16 protein-coding genes and 1 tRNA gene are annotated in these 15,632 nt (G+C 73.7%); 12 read left to right on the forward strand and 5 right to left on the reverse strand.

Going from position 1 to position 15,632, the window contains the following annotated elements; translation table 11 throughout:
* Positions 1 to 75: 75 nt before the first annotated feature.
* The 4 genes from ACSMXW_RS16815 (at position 76) to ACSMXW_RS16830 (ending at position 4,229) form a co-directional block, all read left to right on the forward strand.
* Positions 76 to 372 (forward strand): ArsR/SmtB family transcription factor, encoded by a 297-nt coding sequence (locus ACSMXW_RS16815; RefSeq protein WP_485807394.1) that lies wholly within the window; start codon positions 76 to 78, stop codon positions 370 to 372.
* Between the two features lie 175 nt (positions 373 to 547).
* A complete protein-coding gene (locus ACSMXW_RS16820) occupies positions 548 to 1,384 on the forward strand; it encodes a hypothetical protein (protein ID WP_485807396.1) in 837 nt (278 codons plus the stop codon).
* 1,395 nt (positions 1,385 to 2,779) lie between these two features.
* Positions 2,780 to 3,454, forward strand: a complete 675-nt coding sequence (locus ACSMXW_RS16825; RefSeq protein ID WP_485807398.1) for a DUF4360 domain-containing protein — start codon at positions 2,780 to 2,782, stop codon at positions 3,452 to 3,454.
* 73 nt (positions 3,455 to 3,527) lie between these two features.
* Entirely contained in the window at positions 3,528 to 4,229 is a 702-nt protein-coding gene (locus ACSMXW_RS16830; RefSeq protein ID WP_485807400.1) for a DUF4360 domain-containing protein, read from the forward strand.
* A 511-nt stretch (positions 4,230 to 4,740) separates the two neighbouring features.
* On the opposite strand, the gene ACSMXW_RS16835 is transcribed toward ACSMXW_RS16830, so the two are convergent.
* The 4 genes from ACSMXW_RS16835 to ACSMXW_RS16850 form a co-directional block, all read right to left on the reverse strand.
* The gene (locus ACSMXW_RS16835) at positions 4,741 to 5,418 is read right to left on the reverse strand and encodes an SDR family NAD(P)-dependent oxidoreductase (RefSeq protein WP_485807402.1); all 678 of its coding nucleotides are present in this window, start codon (positions 5,416 to 5,418) and stop codon (positions 4,741 to 4,743) included.
* Positions 5,419 to 5,854: 436 nt separating this feature from the next.
* Positions 5,855 to 6,553 (reverse strand): antibiotic biosynthesis monooxygenase, encoded by a 699-nt coding sequence (locus ACSMXW_RS16840; protein ID WP_485807403.1) that lies wholly within the window; start codon positions 6,551 to 6,553, stop codon positions 5,855 to 5,857.
* Between the two features lie 418 nt (positions 6,554 to 6,971).
* The gene (locus ACSMXW_RS16845) at positions 6,972 to 7,793 is read right to left on the reverse strand and encodes a CbtA family protein (RefSeq protein WP_485807405.1); all 822 of its coding nucleotides are present in this window, start codon (positions 7,791 to 7,793) and stop codon (positions 6,972 to 6,974) included.
* 32 nt (positions 7,794 to 7,825) lie between these two features.
* Entirely contained in the window at positions 7,826 to 8,059 is a 234-nt protein-coding gene (locus ACSMXW_RS16850; protein WP_485807407.1) for a CbtB domain-containing protein, read from the reverse strand.
* Between the two features lie 303 nt (positions 8,060 to 8,362).
* Between ACSMXW_RS16850 and ACSMXW_RS16855 the strand changes: the two genes are divergently transcribed.
* From ACSMXW_RS16855 to ACSMXW_RS16875, 5 genes are all read left to right on the forward strand, one after another.
* The gene (locus ACSMXW_RS16855) at positions 8,363 to 8,974 is read left to right on the forward strand and encodes a histidine phosphatase family protein (RefSeq protein ID WP_485807409.1); all 612 of its coding nucleotides are present in this window, start codon (positions 8,363 to 8,365) and stop codon (positions 8,972 to 8,974) included.
* 194 nt (positions 8,975 to 9,168) lie between these two features.
* On the forward strand, positions 9,169 to 10,056 hold the full coding sequence (locus tag ACSMXW_RS16860; protein WP_485807411.1) for a class I SAM-dependent methyltransferase: 888 nt from the start codon (positions 9,169 to 9,171) through the stop codon (positions 10,054 to 10,056).
* A gap of 333 nt (positions 10,057 to 10,389) precedes the next feature.
* The gene (locus ACSMXW_RS16865; RefSeq protein ID WP_485807413.1) at positions 10,390 to 10,956 is read left to right on the forward strand and encodes an HhH-GPD-type base excision DNA repair protein; all 567 of its coding nucleotides are present in this window, start codon (positions 10,390 to 10,392) and stop codon (positions 10,954 to 10,956) included.
* 158 nt (positions 10,957 to 11,114) lie between these two features.
* Positions 11,115 to 11,411 (forward strand): type II toxin-antitoxin system VapB family antitoxin, encoded by a 297-nt coding sequence (locus tag ACSMXW_RS16870; RefSeq protein WP_071268372.1) that lies wholly within the window; start codon positions 11,115 to 11,117, stop codon positions 11,409 to 11,411.
* 224 nt (positions 11,412 to 11,635) lie between these two features.
* Positions 11,636 to 12,313 (forward strand): LytR C-terminal domain-containing protein, encoded by a 678-nt coding sequence (locus tag ACSMXW_RS16875; RefSeq protein ID WP_485807415.1) that lies wholly within the window; start codon positions 11,636 to 11,638, stop codon positions 12,311 to 12,313.
* 190 nt (positions 12,314 to 12,503) lie between these two features.
* Here ACSMXW_RS16875 and upp read toward each other — a convergent pair whose 3' ends face one another.
* The gene (upp, locus tag ACSMXW_RS16880) at positions 12,504 to 13,139 is read right to left on the reverse strand and encodes a uracil phosphoribosyltransferase (protein WP_485807417.1); all 636 of its coding nucleotides are present in this window, start codon (positions 13,137 to 13,139) and stop codon (positions 12,504 to 12,506) included.
* 1,190 nt (positions 13,140 to 14,329) lie between these two features.
* Between upp and ACSMXW_RS16885 the strand changes: the two genes are divergently transcribed.
* The 3 genes from ACSMXW_RS16885 to ACSMXW_RS16895 all read left to right on the forward strand — a co-directional run bounded on the left by ACSMXW_RS16885 (position 14,330) and on the right by ACSMXW_RS16895 (position 15,569).
* The gene (locus tag ACSMXW_RS16885; protein ID WP_485808092.1) at positions 14,330 to 14,869 is read left to right on the forward strand and encodes a tRNA adenosine deaminase-associated protein; all 540 of its coding nucleotides are present in this window, start codon (positions 14,330 to 14,332) and stop codon (positions 14,867 to 14,869) included.
* 64 nt (positions 14,870 to 14,933) lie between these two features.
* The gene (gene tadA, locus ACSMXW_RS16890; RefSeq protein ID WP_485807419.1) at positions 14,934 to 15,419 is read left to right on the forward strand and encodes a tRNA adenosine(34) deaminase TadA; all 486 of its coding nucleotides are present in this window, start codon (positions 14,934 to 14,936) and stop codon (positions 15,417 to 15,419) included.
* A 65-nt stretch (positions 15,420 to 15,484) separates the two neighbouring features.
* Positions 15,485 to 15,569: transfer RNA gene (locus ACSMXW_RS16895), tRNA-Ser, on the forward strand.
* Positions 15,570 to 15,632: the final 63 nt, after the last annotated feature.

A 15,632-nucleotide genomic window follows, 5' to 3' on the forward strand; every position in this document is an offset into this window, starting at 1 on the left:
TCATTTCGATGTTCCCGAAACAACGAATCGTTCCGCATACTACGGGTGCCGCTCGGATGAGAACGAGGAGGGACAGTGGGACGGACCGACCATGTGGACGCGGACATGGCCGCGGTGCTCCATGCCCTCGGCGACCCGGTTCGGCTGACGCTGGTCCGCCGGATGGCCGAGGACGGCGAGAGCGCGTGCAGCCCGGACGGCCTCGACGTGCCCAGGTCGACGCTGTCCAACCACTGGCGGATCCTGCGCGAAGCCGGCATCACGCGAACCCGCCGGGCCGGAAAGTCCCGCCTGATGTCCCTGCGTCGCGCCGATCTCGACGCCCGCTTCCCGGGGCTTCTCGCCGCCGTGCTGGCCGACAGGAGGGGGTGAATCCCGCCGCGCCACGGCGTCCTGCCCGGCAGTTCGCGGGCTCCTTCGGGAGAGGGAACCGCGCGGTTCCGCAAACCATTTAATCCGCTAGTGGACTGACTACTCCTTTAAGCCATCCAGGTGTATTTCAACCGCGGAATCCGTCCCAAACGGCCCCACCCGCGTTGTCACGATCGTGAGACCACGTGAATTCTGGGACCGGAACACCATCCTGGCCGAAGCTTTCTGCGCCAGCGACGAACGCGTGCGCCAGGTCCAGTCCCTCCTGGACGAAGCACGGGCGGAACGGTCCAGAACGCTCGCCGCGTTCGCCGTCACCGTCGGCAGCGACCGCACCATCGCCGCCCTGATGGGCCTGCACGAACGCGAGGTGCGCACGGCACGCCGCGCCGTCGGCCGCGGCGACGCGCGCACCGTCGCCCAGAACCTCCTGACCCCCACCCAGCAGCCTCCCCACCCCCAGCAGGCCCCGCAGCGGGAGCCCCCGGCACCGGAGCACGCCCCCGCGGCCCCGGCGGAGGCGCACGTTCCGCACCCGCGCGAGGAGCCGCCTCCGACCCCGCCCGCCCCCTACGGCACCCCGCACGACCCGACGACCAGCACCACCGGCCAGGCCGTCCCCGAGCCGGAGAAGCCGGTCACCTGGTCGTCGAGCATGGACTCGGTGCTGCTGTGGAGCTGGAAGTCGGGGCTCGACCTGCGGACCGTGGCCGCCGAACTCGGCCTGGACGTGCGGACCCTGCTGCTCAGGGTGCAGGTGCTCGCCGACGACGGACTGCTCTCGCCGACCGTGCCGCCCGGCCCGCCGGCCGACCAGACCAGGTCCGACTACCGGGCGTCCGACTACACCCGGCCCGAGTACGCCCGCTCCGACTACCCCCGGCCCGAGTACCAGAACCAGCCCCCCGCGGACCACCGCCGCCGCTCCGGCCGCCACCGCCGCCACCACGGCGAGGCCTACACCGCCTTCTTCAGCCCCACCACCACGTTCCCCTCCTACTCACAACACTGAGCGTAATCGAACAGTTACGGAAAGCTTTCTCCTGACGCCACGCCGACGGGTCCGTTCACCGGCCTGGATCCTCCACGGCCCGCGACAGAGGTGCGGGCTGCCGCCGCAGGACGCAGAGCGCCTGCCCCGCGCGGCTGCGCGCGACAGCCGACGGAGGGGACGGCGGCGATGGCGATGACGGTGGAGGTGGCGCCAGGGGGCAAGAGCGATGTGGCGGAGGCGCAAGCGGAGGCGGAGGCGCAAGCGGGGGCGGAGGCGGACGCGGAGGCGACAGACGCGATCGGCGCGGATTCGATCTTTCGCCGGGCAAGAGCGAGAGGCGCCACCACCGGTGAACGAGGTGTGCGCTCACCGCCGTCGACGGTCGGGCGACTCGGCGGGAGAGCCGTCCCTCCGGCAACCGGGAGAGCCGTCGGGGCCCGCCCTCTCCCGTGAGGCAACGAACGGCCGGTCCGCCCTACGTAATTCAACGACCGACCGTTCCGGCTTCCGTTAACCGGCGTTCCGACCGTTCCGGCGGAATTGCCGCACGCCGGGAATCACCGCACCCCGCAAACGCCGCACGCCGGGAATCACCGCACCCCCCAAACGCCGCACTCCACAGAACGCCGCACCCCGGAAACGCCACGCTTCGGGCAATCACCACGCTTCGGGTACCGCCTCGCGAACCCCCTCCCAATTCGCCCGATCGGTAAGGGACTTGTAAAGAATTCGCGGCTCCACATCTTGCCCTCGCACCCTCGCCGGCCGTACTTTGGGAGCGCTCCCACCCGCCTCACGAAGGCATCCGGCAGGAGCAGAACCCCGTTGTGCGCACCCGGGACGCGCGCACCCGGCGCGCCGAGGGCCCTCGTCCGTCCTCCGCGCCCGCACCGCCTCCGCACCGCCGCTCACCGCCGGACGCTCTTGACGGGTCACCCTCCGTCCGGCCACCTCACGGCAGGACCGATGTGCCGCCCCGCACCACGGCACGACCACGGCACAACGGCTGCCGCCCTCACATCGCACACGGCTCCGCGCTCACCGCACGTCTCCGTCCGCGCCCCACAGCGGACCCGTGCACGCACTCCTGCGCTCTCTGCGCGAAGCCACCGCAGCACCACCCACACACCGGCGAGGCCCGAGCGGGAGACGTTCCCGCGTGCACCGGCGCACCGCGCACCCCTGCGCACCCGCACCCCCGCACCCCCGCACCCCACGTGACCGCGCACCGCGCGCCACGCACCGCCACGCACCACCCCGCGCACGACGCACGACGCACGACGCACGACGCACACACCGGGCGTCCGCGCACCCGCACACCCGGCGCCGTCCGGCACCGGTGTGCCGATCCCGTACGCCGGCGTGCCGGTGTGCCGATCCCGCACGGCCTCACGACAACCGATGGGAGTACCCATGTCCAGGTACCTGTTGGCAGGCGGCACGGTAGCCGCCCTCATCGCTTCCGCCCTCGGAGCGCAGAGCGCGATCGCAGAGAGTGCGGGCGCGCACAGCACCGGCACCACCGTCGAGGTCCCCTCGCAGAGAATCGAGGTCGGCATCAACACGGTGAACGGCTCCGGGTGTCCGGCGGGCACCGCCGCGGTCGCCGCCGCGCCCGACAACACCGCCTTCACCGTCACCTACAGCGACTACCTCGCCCAGGCGGGAGCGGCCACGAACCCCACGGAGTCCCGCAAGAACTGCCAGCTCAACCTGGCCGTGAAGGTACCGCAGGGCTTCACGTACGCCATCGCCAGCGTCGACTACCGCGGTTACGCGTACCTGGCGGACGGCGCGAGCGGGCTGCAGAAGGCGCAGTACTACTTCCAGGGCTCCTCGGACACCTCCGCCAGCTCGCACCAGTTCAACGGCCCGTACGACGACAACTGGCACACCACCGACACCACGGACGTCGCCGAGCTGGTCTGGGCGCCCTGCGGGGTGACCAGGAACTTCAACGTCAACACGGAGTTGCGCGTCGACGGCGGCTCGTCCGACGCCACCAGCTTCATGGCGATGGACGCCACCGACGGCGGCGTCAGCACCACCTACCAGCTCGCGTGGAAGGAATGCCCGTCCGCCGCATGATCCCCGCACGTCAGCACCCCGGCAGACATCAGCACCCCAGCGGACAGCGGTCCGCACAACCGATGGGAGAACCATGTCTCGTGCTCTTGTGGCGGGTGGGGCGATAGCCGCGTTCCTTGCCTCATGCCTGACCCTGACCGGAGTGGACACGGCCGCCGGCTTCACCGGTCCCAACCAGCCGGGCGTCGCGCAGCCGCCCGACTTCGACGACGCGCCGGCCGACCAGATGGTGATCGACCTAGTCACCGTGAACGGCTCGGGCTGTCCCGCGGGCACCGCCGCGGTGGCGGTCTCCCCGGACAACACCGCCTTCACCGTCACCTACAGCGACTACCTCGCCCAGGTGGGCGTGGGCGCGAAGCCCACGGACTTCCGGAAGAACTGCCAGCTCAACCTGGCCGTGAAGGTCCCACAGGGCTTCACCTACGCGATCGTCAGCGTCAACTACCGGGGTTACGCCTTCCTGGAGAGCGGCGCGAGCGCCTCCCAGAAGGCGCAGTACTACTTCCAGGGCCAGGCCGACACCGATCAGCGGACGCACAACTTCACGGGACCGTACGACGACAACTGGGAGGCGACCGACAGCACGGACATCGCCTCGCTGGTCTGGGCGCCGTGCGGCGAGATCCGCAACCTCAACATCAACACCGAGCTGCGGGTGAACGGCGGGACGTCCGACACCACCGCCACCACCAGCTTCATGGCGATGGACTCCACGGACGGCGACGTCAGCACCACCTACCAGCTCGCCTGGGAGGAGTGCCCGGCGGACTAGCCGGGCGCTGACGGACCATCCGACGAGCGTCCACCCGGCCACCGACCGCCTGGCCACCCGGCCACCCGGCCACCCGGCCAGTCGGCCACCCGGCCAGTCGGCCAGTCGGCCAGTCGACCGCCCGGCCGGTCGGATCCGGCGGAGCCTCCCACGGCCGTGGCCGCGCCCGACCGCTCAGGCCGCTGCCGTTCAGGCCACCGCCGCACGGGGCCCCGCCGGCTGCGCCCCGTCCCCGCCCGTCTCCGGGTGGGGGCGGGGCCAGGTGCCGTGCGCGCACCGGGCGCGCCAAAGCCGCGGAAGCCCTGCGCACCCGCCCGCCGCCGGTCCCCGAGCGTCCTCGGCCGCCGAGCTGCCACCCGGTCACCGAGCCGCCGCCACCCGGCCGTCGGGCCGCCGCCGTTCCGCCGTTGAGCCGCCGCCGTTCCGCCATTGAGCCGCCGCCGGCCCGGTTGCCGTGCCGCCGCCGGCCCGTGCCGCCCGGCGCCGCCGCGGCCCCGCGCCCGGGCGACCGTCAGCCCTCGGCGATGTCCTCCAGTTCCTCCGCGAAGTGCCGGAAGCCCTGCCGCTCGGCGTGCAGCGTCCACAGGGTCTGCGCCAGCACGGCCGGGTCTTTCCTCGGGTGCCCGGGTGTGATCGCGCCGGGGATCACGAGCTGTGCGACGTGGATGCCCTCGTCGGCCAGTTCCTCGTGGAGCATCCGCGCGAAGGCGCTCTCGCCGGCGAACGCGATCGAGGTGCCCGCGAGGTGCGGCCGGGGCTGTACGGCGGTGCCGCCGTTGACGAAAAGGATGGTGCCGCGGCCCAGCGTCCGCATGCCGGGCAGCACCTGGTGCACGGCGGCGACCGGGCCGAACACGGAGAACTCGATCGGTCCCACCAGGTCGGAGAGGGTGGTCTCCAGGACCGGCCGCATGAAGTCCTTCTGCGGCAGCGGGCTGTACTGCATGACCTCGATCGGGCCCAGCGTCTCGGTCACGGCTTCCAGGGCTGCGGCGAGCGCGGCCGGGTCGCGTACGTCCGCGGCGAAGGCGCGCGCGTTCACGTCGTCGGCGGTGAGGGCGGCGGCGAGGGCTTCGGCACGCTCCTGGCTGCGGGAGACGAGCGCGACGTCCAGGCCCTGCCGCCCGAACTGCCTGGCGACCGCGGCGCCGAGGCCGGGTCCCGCTCCGATGATGGCGATGGTGGTCATGACTACTCCTGGTACGTCGGGGAGTCCTGTGCAGTCTCGCAGCACGCCTCCGGTGGGCCCGGGAGGACGGGGCCCACGGAGCGGTGCGGCTGCGCCGCGTGGGCCGCGTGGGCCGCGGCCAACTCCTCCGCCCTGCCCCCACCGGCCGGGGGCCAGGCCTCCGACCGCAAGGGGCTCGGCCCGGTGGCCCGCCGCAGGCGCGCCGTGGCTGGGCGCGCCGTTCCCCGCGCCCCTGAGCAGGCCAGCCCCCTCCCCACCGACCGATGACCGAAACGAAACCCCAAGGGGCACCCCCTCCAGGGGCGCGGGGAACTGCGCGACCGACCCCACCGACCGGTGGCCGGAAACGAGACCGCAAGGGCTCGGCCCGGTGGCCCGCCGCAGGCGCGTCGTGGCCGGGCAGCGCGCCAACCGCGGCGGAGCCGCACCATCGGGCTCACGTGGGGCGTGAGCGGCCCGTGGTGTGGCGGTACGGCGAGAAGCGTCGGGTGGTCGTCCGGCGGAGGCCGGGCCACGCCGGGGGCTCCGTGCGCCCGGGGCCGCCGGGGCCGGGCCCCGCGGCGTCCTGCCCCGCCGCCGCGCGGTGCTCGTCGTGCGACGTCCACTCCGCGTAGTTGAGCACCCTCGACCCGTCGACGCCGACATGGAAGTGCGTGGAGATCAGCCCCGGCGGCGGCCCCGAGGCCGGCATCGCGAAGGTCGCGTCCACCCACTGCCGGGCCCGCGCCAGATCGGGCGCGTCGAACTCATGGCTGACCAGGACGATGCACCCGGGTATCCGGCGCAGCCCGAACTGCCTGCCGCGGCACCGCAGATACGGCACCGTGCCCACCCACCGCGTGCCCGGAACCGCCTCGGTGACCTCTCCGGCCAGCCGCGGTTCCGAGGAGGCCGCGAAGGCGCGTGCCGCGTCGTCGTCCGCCCACTGGGAGAGCTGGGCGACCCACGGACCGTCCGCGCCGGTCAGGCAGGATCGGGAGAGCAGCCCGTCCGGCCAGGGGCCCAGCGCCCACGTGCCGGCCACCGCGTCGGCCACGTCCTCCTGCCGGCCCGGCGCGGCGACCCACTCGCTCAGCAGGGTGACCCCGGCCTCGGGACGGCTCATGTCCGGCACCGCACCACGGCCGTGTTGCATCGCAGCTCCCACTCCTCTCCCGGAATCCCTAGTCCAGTGCGTACCCCGCTGCTGGACGTCTGCTCGGGTCAGAGGCTCCGCATGCCTGGCAGGACTCGGCCGGGGCCGAGGCATGGCCGGGGAACAGGACACGGACGGGCGAGGGCACATCGCTTCCGCCCCGCCCCAACAGCACCTGGTGGTCGACGCCCAGGCCGCGGCGGTCGACCGTCGAGGCGGTCCGCGGACCTCCGCCCCCGGGGCGGGAGAACCCCGGCACGGGCGCCGACGCCGGCACCCGCGGCCCACGCCGTAGGAAAGGCGGGCGGGCCGGCCCTGGGCGACATGAGCGGAATCAGCACGCCGTGCGGAACGCCGGCCGGCTCGCCGGCGATCCGGGCGCACCGGCACGCGGCACGCCCGACGGCGCCGATCGCCCCTACTGCCCCGCGGTCCGGCCGCCCGCCGGAAGGGACGCACCGCGGTCCGGCGCATCGTCGCCCACCGCTTCACGTCCCACCGCTTCCCGTCCCGCCGCGGTCCGTACCGCGGGGGCCGGCCGCAGCAGCCGTTCCGCCAGTTCGCCGAAGACCAGCCCGAAAGCCGTCCACAGCACCAGCTGGATCGTCAGGGCGGCCAGCCTGAACTGCCACAGCAGGCTCGCCGGGAAGTGGTCGGGCACCTCGTCGACGGCGGGCAGGAAGGCGTAGGCCAGGCCGACCGCCACGGCGAAGCCGGCCGCCGCGGCCACGGTGGCGTACCAGGTGCCGAGCCGCGGCGCGAGCCGCCGGCCCGCGAGCACCGCGGCCACGGCGAGCAGCACGCCGAGCAGCATCATCAGGAAGTACAGCGCGGTCCGCCTGCCGATGGTGCCGGGATCGCCCACGGCCGGCGGGTTGGCGGGGTACTTCAGGAACGGTACGAGATAAACGGCGACCAGACCGGCGCCCGACACCAGCATCGCCGTGGCCCGCGGCCCGAAGCGCCCGGCGCGGCCCAGGGCGAAGCAGAACGCCAGCGCGACGATGCCGCCGAAGGCGACCCCGTACACCAGCACGCCCGTCGCCAGGCCCGCCGTCGACTGCAGCGACCGGCTGACGACCGCCATCTCGTGATCGTGGGAGTGCGCATCCTCGAAGGCGATGGCGGAGTCGATCCGCGGCTCGCCCAGCAGGTATGCGACGACCAGGGCGAGCACGCCCGCGGCGAGACCCGCGAGCATGCCACGCACCAGGAGGTTCCGGACAGCGGTGGAGTCCACTGCCCGCTCGTCACGCACGGTGCCCCGGCCCGTCAGTGGCAGGGGAAACCGAGCAGGTGGCGGCCGTCGTGCACCCATTCGTGCACGTCGGTGCCGGAGAAGACCGAGGTGGCGCCCTGCTCGGCGCCGACGAAGTACAGCAGTACGAGCATCAGCACGCCGAAGAAGACCGCCCAGGGGAGCACGGCCCGCACCGAGAGCTTGGTGACGGGAAGCGTCTGGGGGGCGGCCGATTCCGTGGCCGGCGAGGCGATGGACTGCGCCATGATGGACCTCCTGCGGGGAACTCGCGTCCCGATAGGTGGAGCTCGGTACGGCACGGCGGGTCTGGCTCGTCCGGACCTGGCCGGACATACAGTGGCGCGACCGCCCCGGTCTCCCACCGGGTTCCGCCGTGTCGCGTGAATATGATCGGAACGGTACCGCCCGGCCGCCCGCAGGCCAACACCGCCTTCTCCGGCCGGAACGGCCCCGTCCGGCCGGTGGCGCCGCCCAACCCGGCGGCGACCGACGGCACTTGTGCCGGCCCCGACGGTCCCGACCGGCGCGCAGAGAGCACGGAGCCCCGAATGACGGTCCGCGTGACCCTCGTCTCATCCGCCGTCAGCACGGCCACGGCCGCGGCCCGCTTCGAGGCCGGGGATCCGCTGACGCCCGCCGGCCGGGAGTCGGCCCGGGCCGCCGCCCCGGCGCTGCGGACGGCCCTCCGTCTCGCTCCCGGCGCCGCCCCCGCCGCCGTACCCGTCTCCGACACCGTCCGCTGCCGGGAGACCGCGCGCGAGCTGGGGCTGCTGCCGCGCCCCGAGGCGGCACTGGCCGGGTGGTCGGTGGGGACCTGGCGGGGCAGGGCCCTGGCGGAGCTGGCCGAGGAGTCACCGGACGCGGTGACCGCCTGGCTCTTCGACCCGAGCGCCGCACCGCCCGGCGGGGAGTGCCTGGCGGATCTCTGCGCACGGGTGCGCGGGTGGCTGGCGGAGGCGGCGGGGGACGGTCGGGTCGTGGCCGTCGTGGAGCCCGACGTCGTACGAGCCGCCCTGGTGGCGGCGCTGGACGCGGCACCCGGAATGTTCTGGCGATTCGACGTACGCCCCCTGACCGCCGTGGTGCTGAGCGGCCGCGGCGGGCGGTGGAACGTCAGGCTGGGCGAACGGTTGGCCGCCGGCGGTCCCGCGTCCATGTGAGGGTCGCCCCGTCCCAAGGGGAGTATCTGTCGTCTCCGGGCCACCGGGCGGTGGGTGGTCGCGCGCGCAACCACGACGAGCCCCGCACGTCGCCACCGCCCCCAGGGGCACCCCCTGCCCGCTCCCCCCACCTCCGACAACAGCGCCCGTATAACCCGTGGTGCACCCCTCGCCACCCCTGCCACCCTCACCCCATGACCGATCCGCCCCCACCCCGCGCCACCCCCGAATGGCACCGCGAACCGGCCGGCGCACGGCACGACCACGACCACGACCACGACCACGACGACGACGACGGCGGCGGGGCGCGCCCCGCCGCCGTCCGCACGTTCGAGGACCTGATCGCCGAAGCCGCCGCCGCTCCCGTCGACGGCTGGGACTTCTCCTGGCTGGACGGCCGGGCGACCGAGGAGCGGCCGCCGTGGGGCTACCAGCGGCAGTTGGGCGAACGACTGGCGCGCGCCTCGGCCGCGCTGGACATCCAGACCGGCGGCGGCGAGGTACTCGCCGGCGTGCCGCGGCTGCCGCCGCTGATGGCGGCGACGGAGTCCTGGCCGCCGAACATCGCCAAGGCCACCGCCCTGCTGCACCCGCGCGGCGCGGTGGTCGTCGCGGACCCCGACGAGCCGCCGCTGCCCTTCGCGGACCACGCCTTCGACCTGGTGACCAGCCGCCACCCGGTGACCGTCCACTGGCAGGAGATCGCCCGGGTGCTGCGCCCCGGCGGCACCTACCTCTCCCAGCAGGTCGGACCGGCCAGCGTCTTCGAGCTCGTCGAGTACTTCCTCGGGCCGCGCACCGCGGAGGAACGGCGGGGGCGCCACCCGGACACCGCCCGCAGCGGGGCCGCGGCGGCCGGCCTCGACGTGGTCGACCTGCGGTACACACGGCTGCGGATCGAGTTCTTCGACGTCGGCGCGGTGGTCTACTTCCTGCGCAAGGTCGTCTGGATGGTGCCCGGCTTCACCGTCGACGGCCACCGCGACCGGCTGCGCGAGCTGGACGCGCGGATCCGCGCTGAGGGCCCGTTCGTCGCGCACTCCACGCGCTACCTCATCGAGGCCCGCAAGCCGGACGCCTGACGCGGCGGGGCAGAGCCCGCCGGGGAGCCACCACCCGAACGGCCACCCGAACGGCCCGACGGACCCTTCCCACCCGAAGGGCCCAACGGACCCTTCCCACCCGGACGGCCCAAGGACCCCGCCCCCATCCGAACGGCCCAAGGACGCCGTCCCACCCGGACGGCGGAACCGGACCCGTTCGACCTCACGGCAGAGCCCGTCCCCACCCGGACGGCCGAACGGGCCCCCGTCTCACCCGAACGGCGCACCACACCCCCCGCTTCGGGTTCCGCCCGGCACGGCGCGCCGTGGTGAGCGGGGCGGGGCGGCGGGGCGGGGGCGATCATCAGAGGCATGGACGCCTCCCTTCACCTCGCCCAGCAGCCCGAGCCCGACGCCCTGCTGAGCCGCAGTCCGCTGGCCGCGCTGGTCGGGATGCTGCTCGACCAGCAGATCCCGATGGAGTGGGCGTTCACCGGGCCGTACACGATCGCGCAGCGGCTGGGCACCGACGACCTCGACCCGTTCGCGATCGCCGCGCACGATCCCGAGGACTTCGCCGCGCTGCTCGCCCGGCCACCCGCCGTGCACCGCTACCCGGGATCCATGGCGAACCGCGTGCAACGGCTCTGCCAGTACCTGGTGGAGCGGTACGACGGGCGGGCCGAGGGGGTCTGGGAGGGCGCGGCCAACGGCGCCGAGGTGCTGCGGCGCCTGGTGGACCTGCCCGGGTTCGGGCGGCAGAAGGCCCAGATCTTCGTGGCCCTGCTGGGCAAGCAGCTCGGCGTCCGCCCCGAGGGCTGGCGGGAGGCGGCGGGTGCGTACGGGGAGGAGGGCGCGTACCGTTCCGTCGCCGACATCACCGGCGAGGAGTCCCTGGCGAAGGTGCGCGCGCACAAGCGGGAGCTGAAGCGGCGCTGAGCGGGACCGGGCCGCTCCCGGCTCCCGGAGCCCGTCTTCCGGGCCCCGTCCCGGGGCGGTGGCGGCCCAGGGGGCCGGGGGCCGGCGGGGGAGCCGCCGGGTGGGAATTACGGCCGTCGCGGCTGCGCCCACGGAGCGTTGCCCGGTAGGCTTTCCGTGTGATCTTCAAGCGCATCGGCAACGGCCGGCCGTACCCCGACCACGGCCGGGACAGCACCCGGCAGTGGGCGGACGTCGCGCCGCGCCCGGTCCGCCTCGATCAGCTCGTGACGACCAAGGGCCAGCTCGACCTGGAAACCCTGCTCGCCGAGGACTCCACGTTCTACGGCGACCTCTTCGCCCACGTCGTGAAGTGGCAGGGCGACCTCTACCTGGAGGACGGCCTGCACCGCGCCGTGCGCGCCGCGCTCCAGCAGCGCCAGGTGCTGCACGCCCGCGTGCTCGAACTCGACTGAGCCCCCACGGTCCCGCACCCGCCCCATCGTCGTGTGCTGCCCCACGTTCCCGGGCTTGCCCCGGTCCCGGGTAGTGGCTCGCGCCCCGCTCCCGGAGACGGGCTCGCTCCCCTGTCCCGTGCGTGGGCCGGACGGAGGCCCGTGATAACCCTTTCGGGGCAGAATGCCTGTCATACGATGATCATCCGGTAGGCATCGCCGCCCCCTCGCACTACGCTGCGGCCATGAGCATGCTCACTCCCCCCGGCTTGGGCGGCAAATACCGCATCACAGGGAACAAATACCCTCGTATGCGGCGTGGACGCCGGCGCGGCAGACTCGTGTTCGCCGTCATCGCCTCCGCCGCCGTGGTCGGGCTGCTGGGCTGGGGGAGCGTGCAACTCGTCGACGTGTTCACGGGCGGCGGCACGGCCAGCGCCGCGGGCCGCGGCAAGGACTGCGTGACGTCCAGGAGCACCGGCAAGGCGGAGTCCAGGGCCGCGGGCGCCCCCGCCGCGAGCGCCTCGCCCTCCCCCGGCGCGAAGCTGCCGAAGCCGAAGCAGATCACCGTGAACGTCCTCAACGCCACCACGCGCAGCGGCCTGGCGAAGAAGACCGCGGACGAGCTGAAGAAGCGCGGCTTCACCATCGGCGACGTCGGCAACGCCACACCCCGGTACGACAAGAAGGTCAAGGGTGTCGGGGTGCTGCTCGGACCGCCGTCCGCCATGGGCACGGCGATCCCGGTGCTGGGCACCCAGCTGACGGGCGCCGAGAAGCACGCGGACGGCCGCAAGGGCACGACGGTCGATCTGATCATCGGCGACGGCTTCAAGGGGCTGGCGAGCGAGGCGGCGGCGGCGAAGGCCCTCCACGTGCTGACGCACCCGGCACCGTCGCCGTCGCCTTCCAGGAGCTGCTGAGGCCCGGCGGCCGCGCGGCGCGACGCCGCCACCCGGCGCCGTCCTGCGCGACCCGCCACTGCCCGGCGGTCACCGCCACGGGCCGCGGTCAGGAGAGGGACGCCCAAAGGCGGCCCCAGGCCCCCCAGACACCCGGACACCCGGACGCCCAGGACGGAGTCCCGCGCCCCTTGGGAGGCGCGGGGCACGCTCAGGCGGCCGTGCCGTACATCCTGTCGCCGGCGTCGCCGAGGCCCGGGACGATGTACCCCTGTTCGTTGAGGCGCTCGTCCAGGGCGGCGGAGACCACGGTGACCGGGGTGCCCGCCAGTTCACGCTCCATGACCTGTATGCCTTCCGGCGCGGCCAGCAGCACCACCGCGGTCACGTCGTCCGCACCGCGCCTCATCAGCTCCTTGATGGCCGTGACGAGGGTGCCGCCGGTGGCCAGCATCGGGTCGAGCACGTACACCTGACGGCCGGAGAGGTCCTCGGGCATCCGGCTGGCGTAGGTCGACGCCGACAGCGTCTCCTCGTCGCGGATCATGCCCAGGAAGCCGACCTCGGCGGTGGGCAGCAGCCGCACCATGCCCTCCAGCATGCCGAGCCCGGCCCGCAGGATCGGCACGACCAGCGGCCGCGGATGCGTCAGCTTCACGCCCGTGGTGGTCGACACGGGCGTCACGATGTCGACCTGCTCCGTGCGCACGTCCCGGGTCGCCTCGTAGGCGAGCAGCGTGACCAGCTCGTCGGCGAGCCGCCGGAAGGTCGCGGAGTCGGTGCGCTGGTCGCGCAGCGTGGTCAGCTTGTGGGCCACCAGGGGGTGGTCGACGACGTGGAGACGCATGCCCCCACAGTAACGGGGCCCCGGCCGCGGCCGCGCCGGCATCAAACCGCCCGGTAGAGGGAAGATGATGATTTCGACGGGGGTTCGGGGGCTGGGGTGGTGGGGCCGATGCCTGACGGCAGCGGGGATGTACACAGAGCACACGGGACGGACGGGCGGCCGGGACGGCCGGGACGGCCGGAGCGACCGGAGCGACCGGCCCAGCCGGAAAGGCCGGAAAGGCCGGGAGGCACTGGCGAGCAGAAGCCGGAGCGACCGGACGGGCGGCCGGCCGAGCGGGCCGGAAACCCGCCGGCCCCCCGAGCCGCACCCCGCCCCGCCGGGGCCCGGGCGACCGGACCCACCGGACCCACCGGACCCACCGGACCCACCGGACCCACCGAAAGCATCGGAGACAGGAAAGGCACCGGAGCCGCCAGAGACACGGCAGGCACCGGAGCCCTCGGGAACACCGGAAGCACCGGAACCGCCGGGAGCACCGGAACCGTTGGAAATACCGGGAGGACTGGGCCCCTCAGGAACACCGGGAACACCGGGAACACCGGAACCGTCGAGGACCCCGGAGGCGCCGGGCCGCGGGAGAGCGAAGCCGAGCGCGGAAGGCGCAGGGCGCAGTTCCTGCGCGAGCTCACCGAGGCACGCGAGCTGCGCGCCCGAGTCCGCCCGCGCCACGCCCGTGCGGAACGGATGAGACAGGCGATGCGTATGCGGACCTTCCGCTGGTAGCCGGATTCGCGCAGGATGGAACACCGGGACCTGTGAGGGTTCCGGCGGGTCCGGCGGGCGGGCCGCACGACGGGGCCGCCCGGCGGCGCGGGTCCATCCGCTCCTCCGGCTCCTTCCGGATTCCCTCACCTGGCCCCCCGTTCGCCCTCCTGGCCGCAGTCGCGCCTCCGCCCGTGCGCCCGCGGGACGGGTCCGGCGAGTTCGGCGGGGGCGCCCGGGCGTCCCGGAGAAAGCGCAGGCCGTGGGCGGGGGGAGGGCTGTTCGGGAACGGACGGCGATACGGAAGAATGCCCGAAAGGCGGACCGAGCGAAAACAAGAGCGGACACAGGGGGCGGAAGACCTCTCCTGAAGCCGTTCTTTCTGCCACGATTCCGATTGGGGCAGGGCTCGGCGCAGCACCCGCCTCAAGCCGCCGCCGGGGGGACCACCAACCGGCACGCCTATGACCAGTGGGAGAGTCACGGTGTACTTCGCCGCACTGCTCGCGCGCACCGAAGACGGGTGGGAAGCGAGCGACACGGAGCTCGACGATGTGGAGACCCTTTCGGATCTGACCGACCTGGCCCGCGAGGCCGCGTCCGACGAGGACACGGTGCTCGTCTTCATCGAACAGGAGGACGCCTGGTTCGGCGTCGTCCGCGTGGACGGCGAGGAGGACCCGCGCATCTACGTCTCGGACGGCTCCGCCGCCGCCCGCAGCGCGTACGGCGAGATCCTGCTCACCGACGAACTGCTCGGCAGAGAGCCAGGGGCCGACGACGACGGCGACGACCTGGACGCCCTCGACCTCGACGGCACCGAGGACGGCGAGCCGGTGGGCGCCACCGACGACGGCGACCTCGGGTCCGACGAGACCGTGCCGTCCGGCCCCCTCGGCGACTTCGAGATCCTCGCGGACCTGGGAGTCGAGGAGAAGGACCTGCTGGCCCTGGACAGCGGCGACGCGCTCAGCGAGATCGCCGACGCGCTGGGGGCGGCGGAGGTGCTGGAAACCGTTCGTTGAACTCCACGGCAGGGCCCGGCCACGGGCCCGCGGGTCCCCCCGGGCCGCGCACCGCTCTCCCCGTATGAGCACGGCGCACGGCCCCTCCCGGGACCCCGTACGAGACCGCTGGCGGGCGGCCATGCGGCGCGCCCTGGACGAGGCCGGCAAGGCCGTCCAGGGCGGCGACGTGCCCGTCGGCGCCGTTGTGCTGTCCGCGGACGGCACCCTGCTCGCCACCGGGCACAACGAACGCGAGGCCATCGCCGACCCCACCGCGCACGCCGAGCTGCTCGCCCTGCGGCGCGCCGCCGCCGCGCTCGGCAGCTGGCGGCTGACCGGCTGCACCCTCGTCGTCACCCTGGAGCCGTGCACCATGTGCGCGGGCGCGATTCAGCAGTCGCGGGTGGACCGGCTGGTCTACGGCGCGCGCGACGAGAAGGCCGGCGCCGTGGGCTCGCTCTGGGACGTGGTCCGCGACCGGCGGCTCAACCACCGCCCCGAGGTGATCGCGGGCGTCCTCGCCGACGACTGCGCCCGCCTCCTCACCGACTTCTTCCGCACCCGCTGACCCACCCGGCGCCGCCCCGGGAACGGATTTCTGAGCATGGCCCCCGGTGGGCTAGGATCTGTCTCGGTAGCGTGTCCGAGCGGCCGAAGGAGCTCGCCTCGAAAGCGAGTGTGGCGCAAGTCACCGAGGGTTCAAATCCCTCCGCTACCGCAGGTGAACGAAGGGGCGCACCCGTACGGGTGCGCCCCTTCGGCTCGTTTCCGTCTCGTTTCC

Source organism: Streptomyces sp. DSM 116793 (assembly GCF_057320905.1).

What these genes read in the sequence shown, in the direction of transcription:
- ACSMXW_RS16840 (WP_485807403.1), bottom strand. Translation starts at nt 6,553, where the DNA reads ATGCAACACGGCCGTGGTGCGGTGCCGGACATGAGCCGTCCCGAGGCC.
- tadA (WP_485807419.1), top strand. Translation starts at nt 14,934, where the DNA reads ATGAGCACGGCGCACGGCCCCTCCCGGGACCCCGTACGAGACCGCTGG.
- ACSMXW_RS16860 (WP_485807411.1), top strand. Translation starts at nt 9,169, where the DNA reads ATGACCGATCCGCCCCCACCCCGCGCCACCCCCGAATGGCACCGCGAA.
- ACSMXW_RS16830 (WP_485807400.1), top strand. Translation starts at nt 3,528, where the DNA reads ATGTCTCGTGCTCTTGTGGCGGGTGGGGCGATAGCCGCGTTCCTTGCC.
- ACSMXW_RS16875 (WP_485807415.1), top strand. Translation starts at nt 11,636, where the DNA reads ATGAGCATGCTCACTCCCCCCGGCTTGGGCGGCAAATACCGCATCACA.
- upp (WP_485807417.1), bottom strand. Translation starts at nt 13,139, where the DNA reads ATGCGTCTCCACGTCGTCGACCACCCCCTGGTGGCCCACAAGCTGACC.
- ACSMXW_RS16835 (WP_485807402.1), bottom strand. Translation starts at nt 5,418, where the DNA reads ATGACCACCATCGCCATCATCGGAGCGGGACCCGGCCTCGGCGCCGCG.
- ACSMXW_RS16865 (WP_485807413.1), top strand. Translation starts at nt 10,390, where the DNA reads ATGGACGCCTCCCTTCACCTCGCCCAGCAGCCCGAGCCCGACGCCCTG.
- ACSMXW_RS16855 (WP_485807409.1), top strand. Translation starts at nt 8,363, where the DNA reads ATGACGGTCCGCGTGACCCTCGTCTCATCCGCCGTCAGCACGGCCACG.
- ACSMXW_RS16850 (WP_485807407.1), bottom strand. Translation starts at nt 8,059, where the DNA reads ATGGCGCAGTCCATCGCCTCGCCGGCCACGGAATCGGCCGCCCCCCAG.
- ACSMXW_RS16825 (WP_485807398.1), top strand. Translation starts at nt 2,780, where the DNA reads ATGTCCAGGTACCTGTTGGCAGGCGGCACGGTAGCCGCCCTCATCGCT.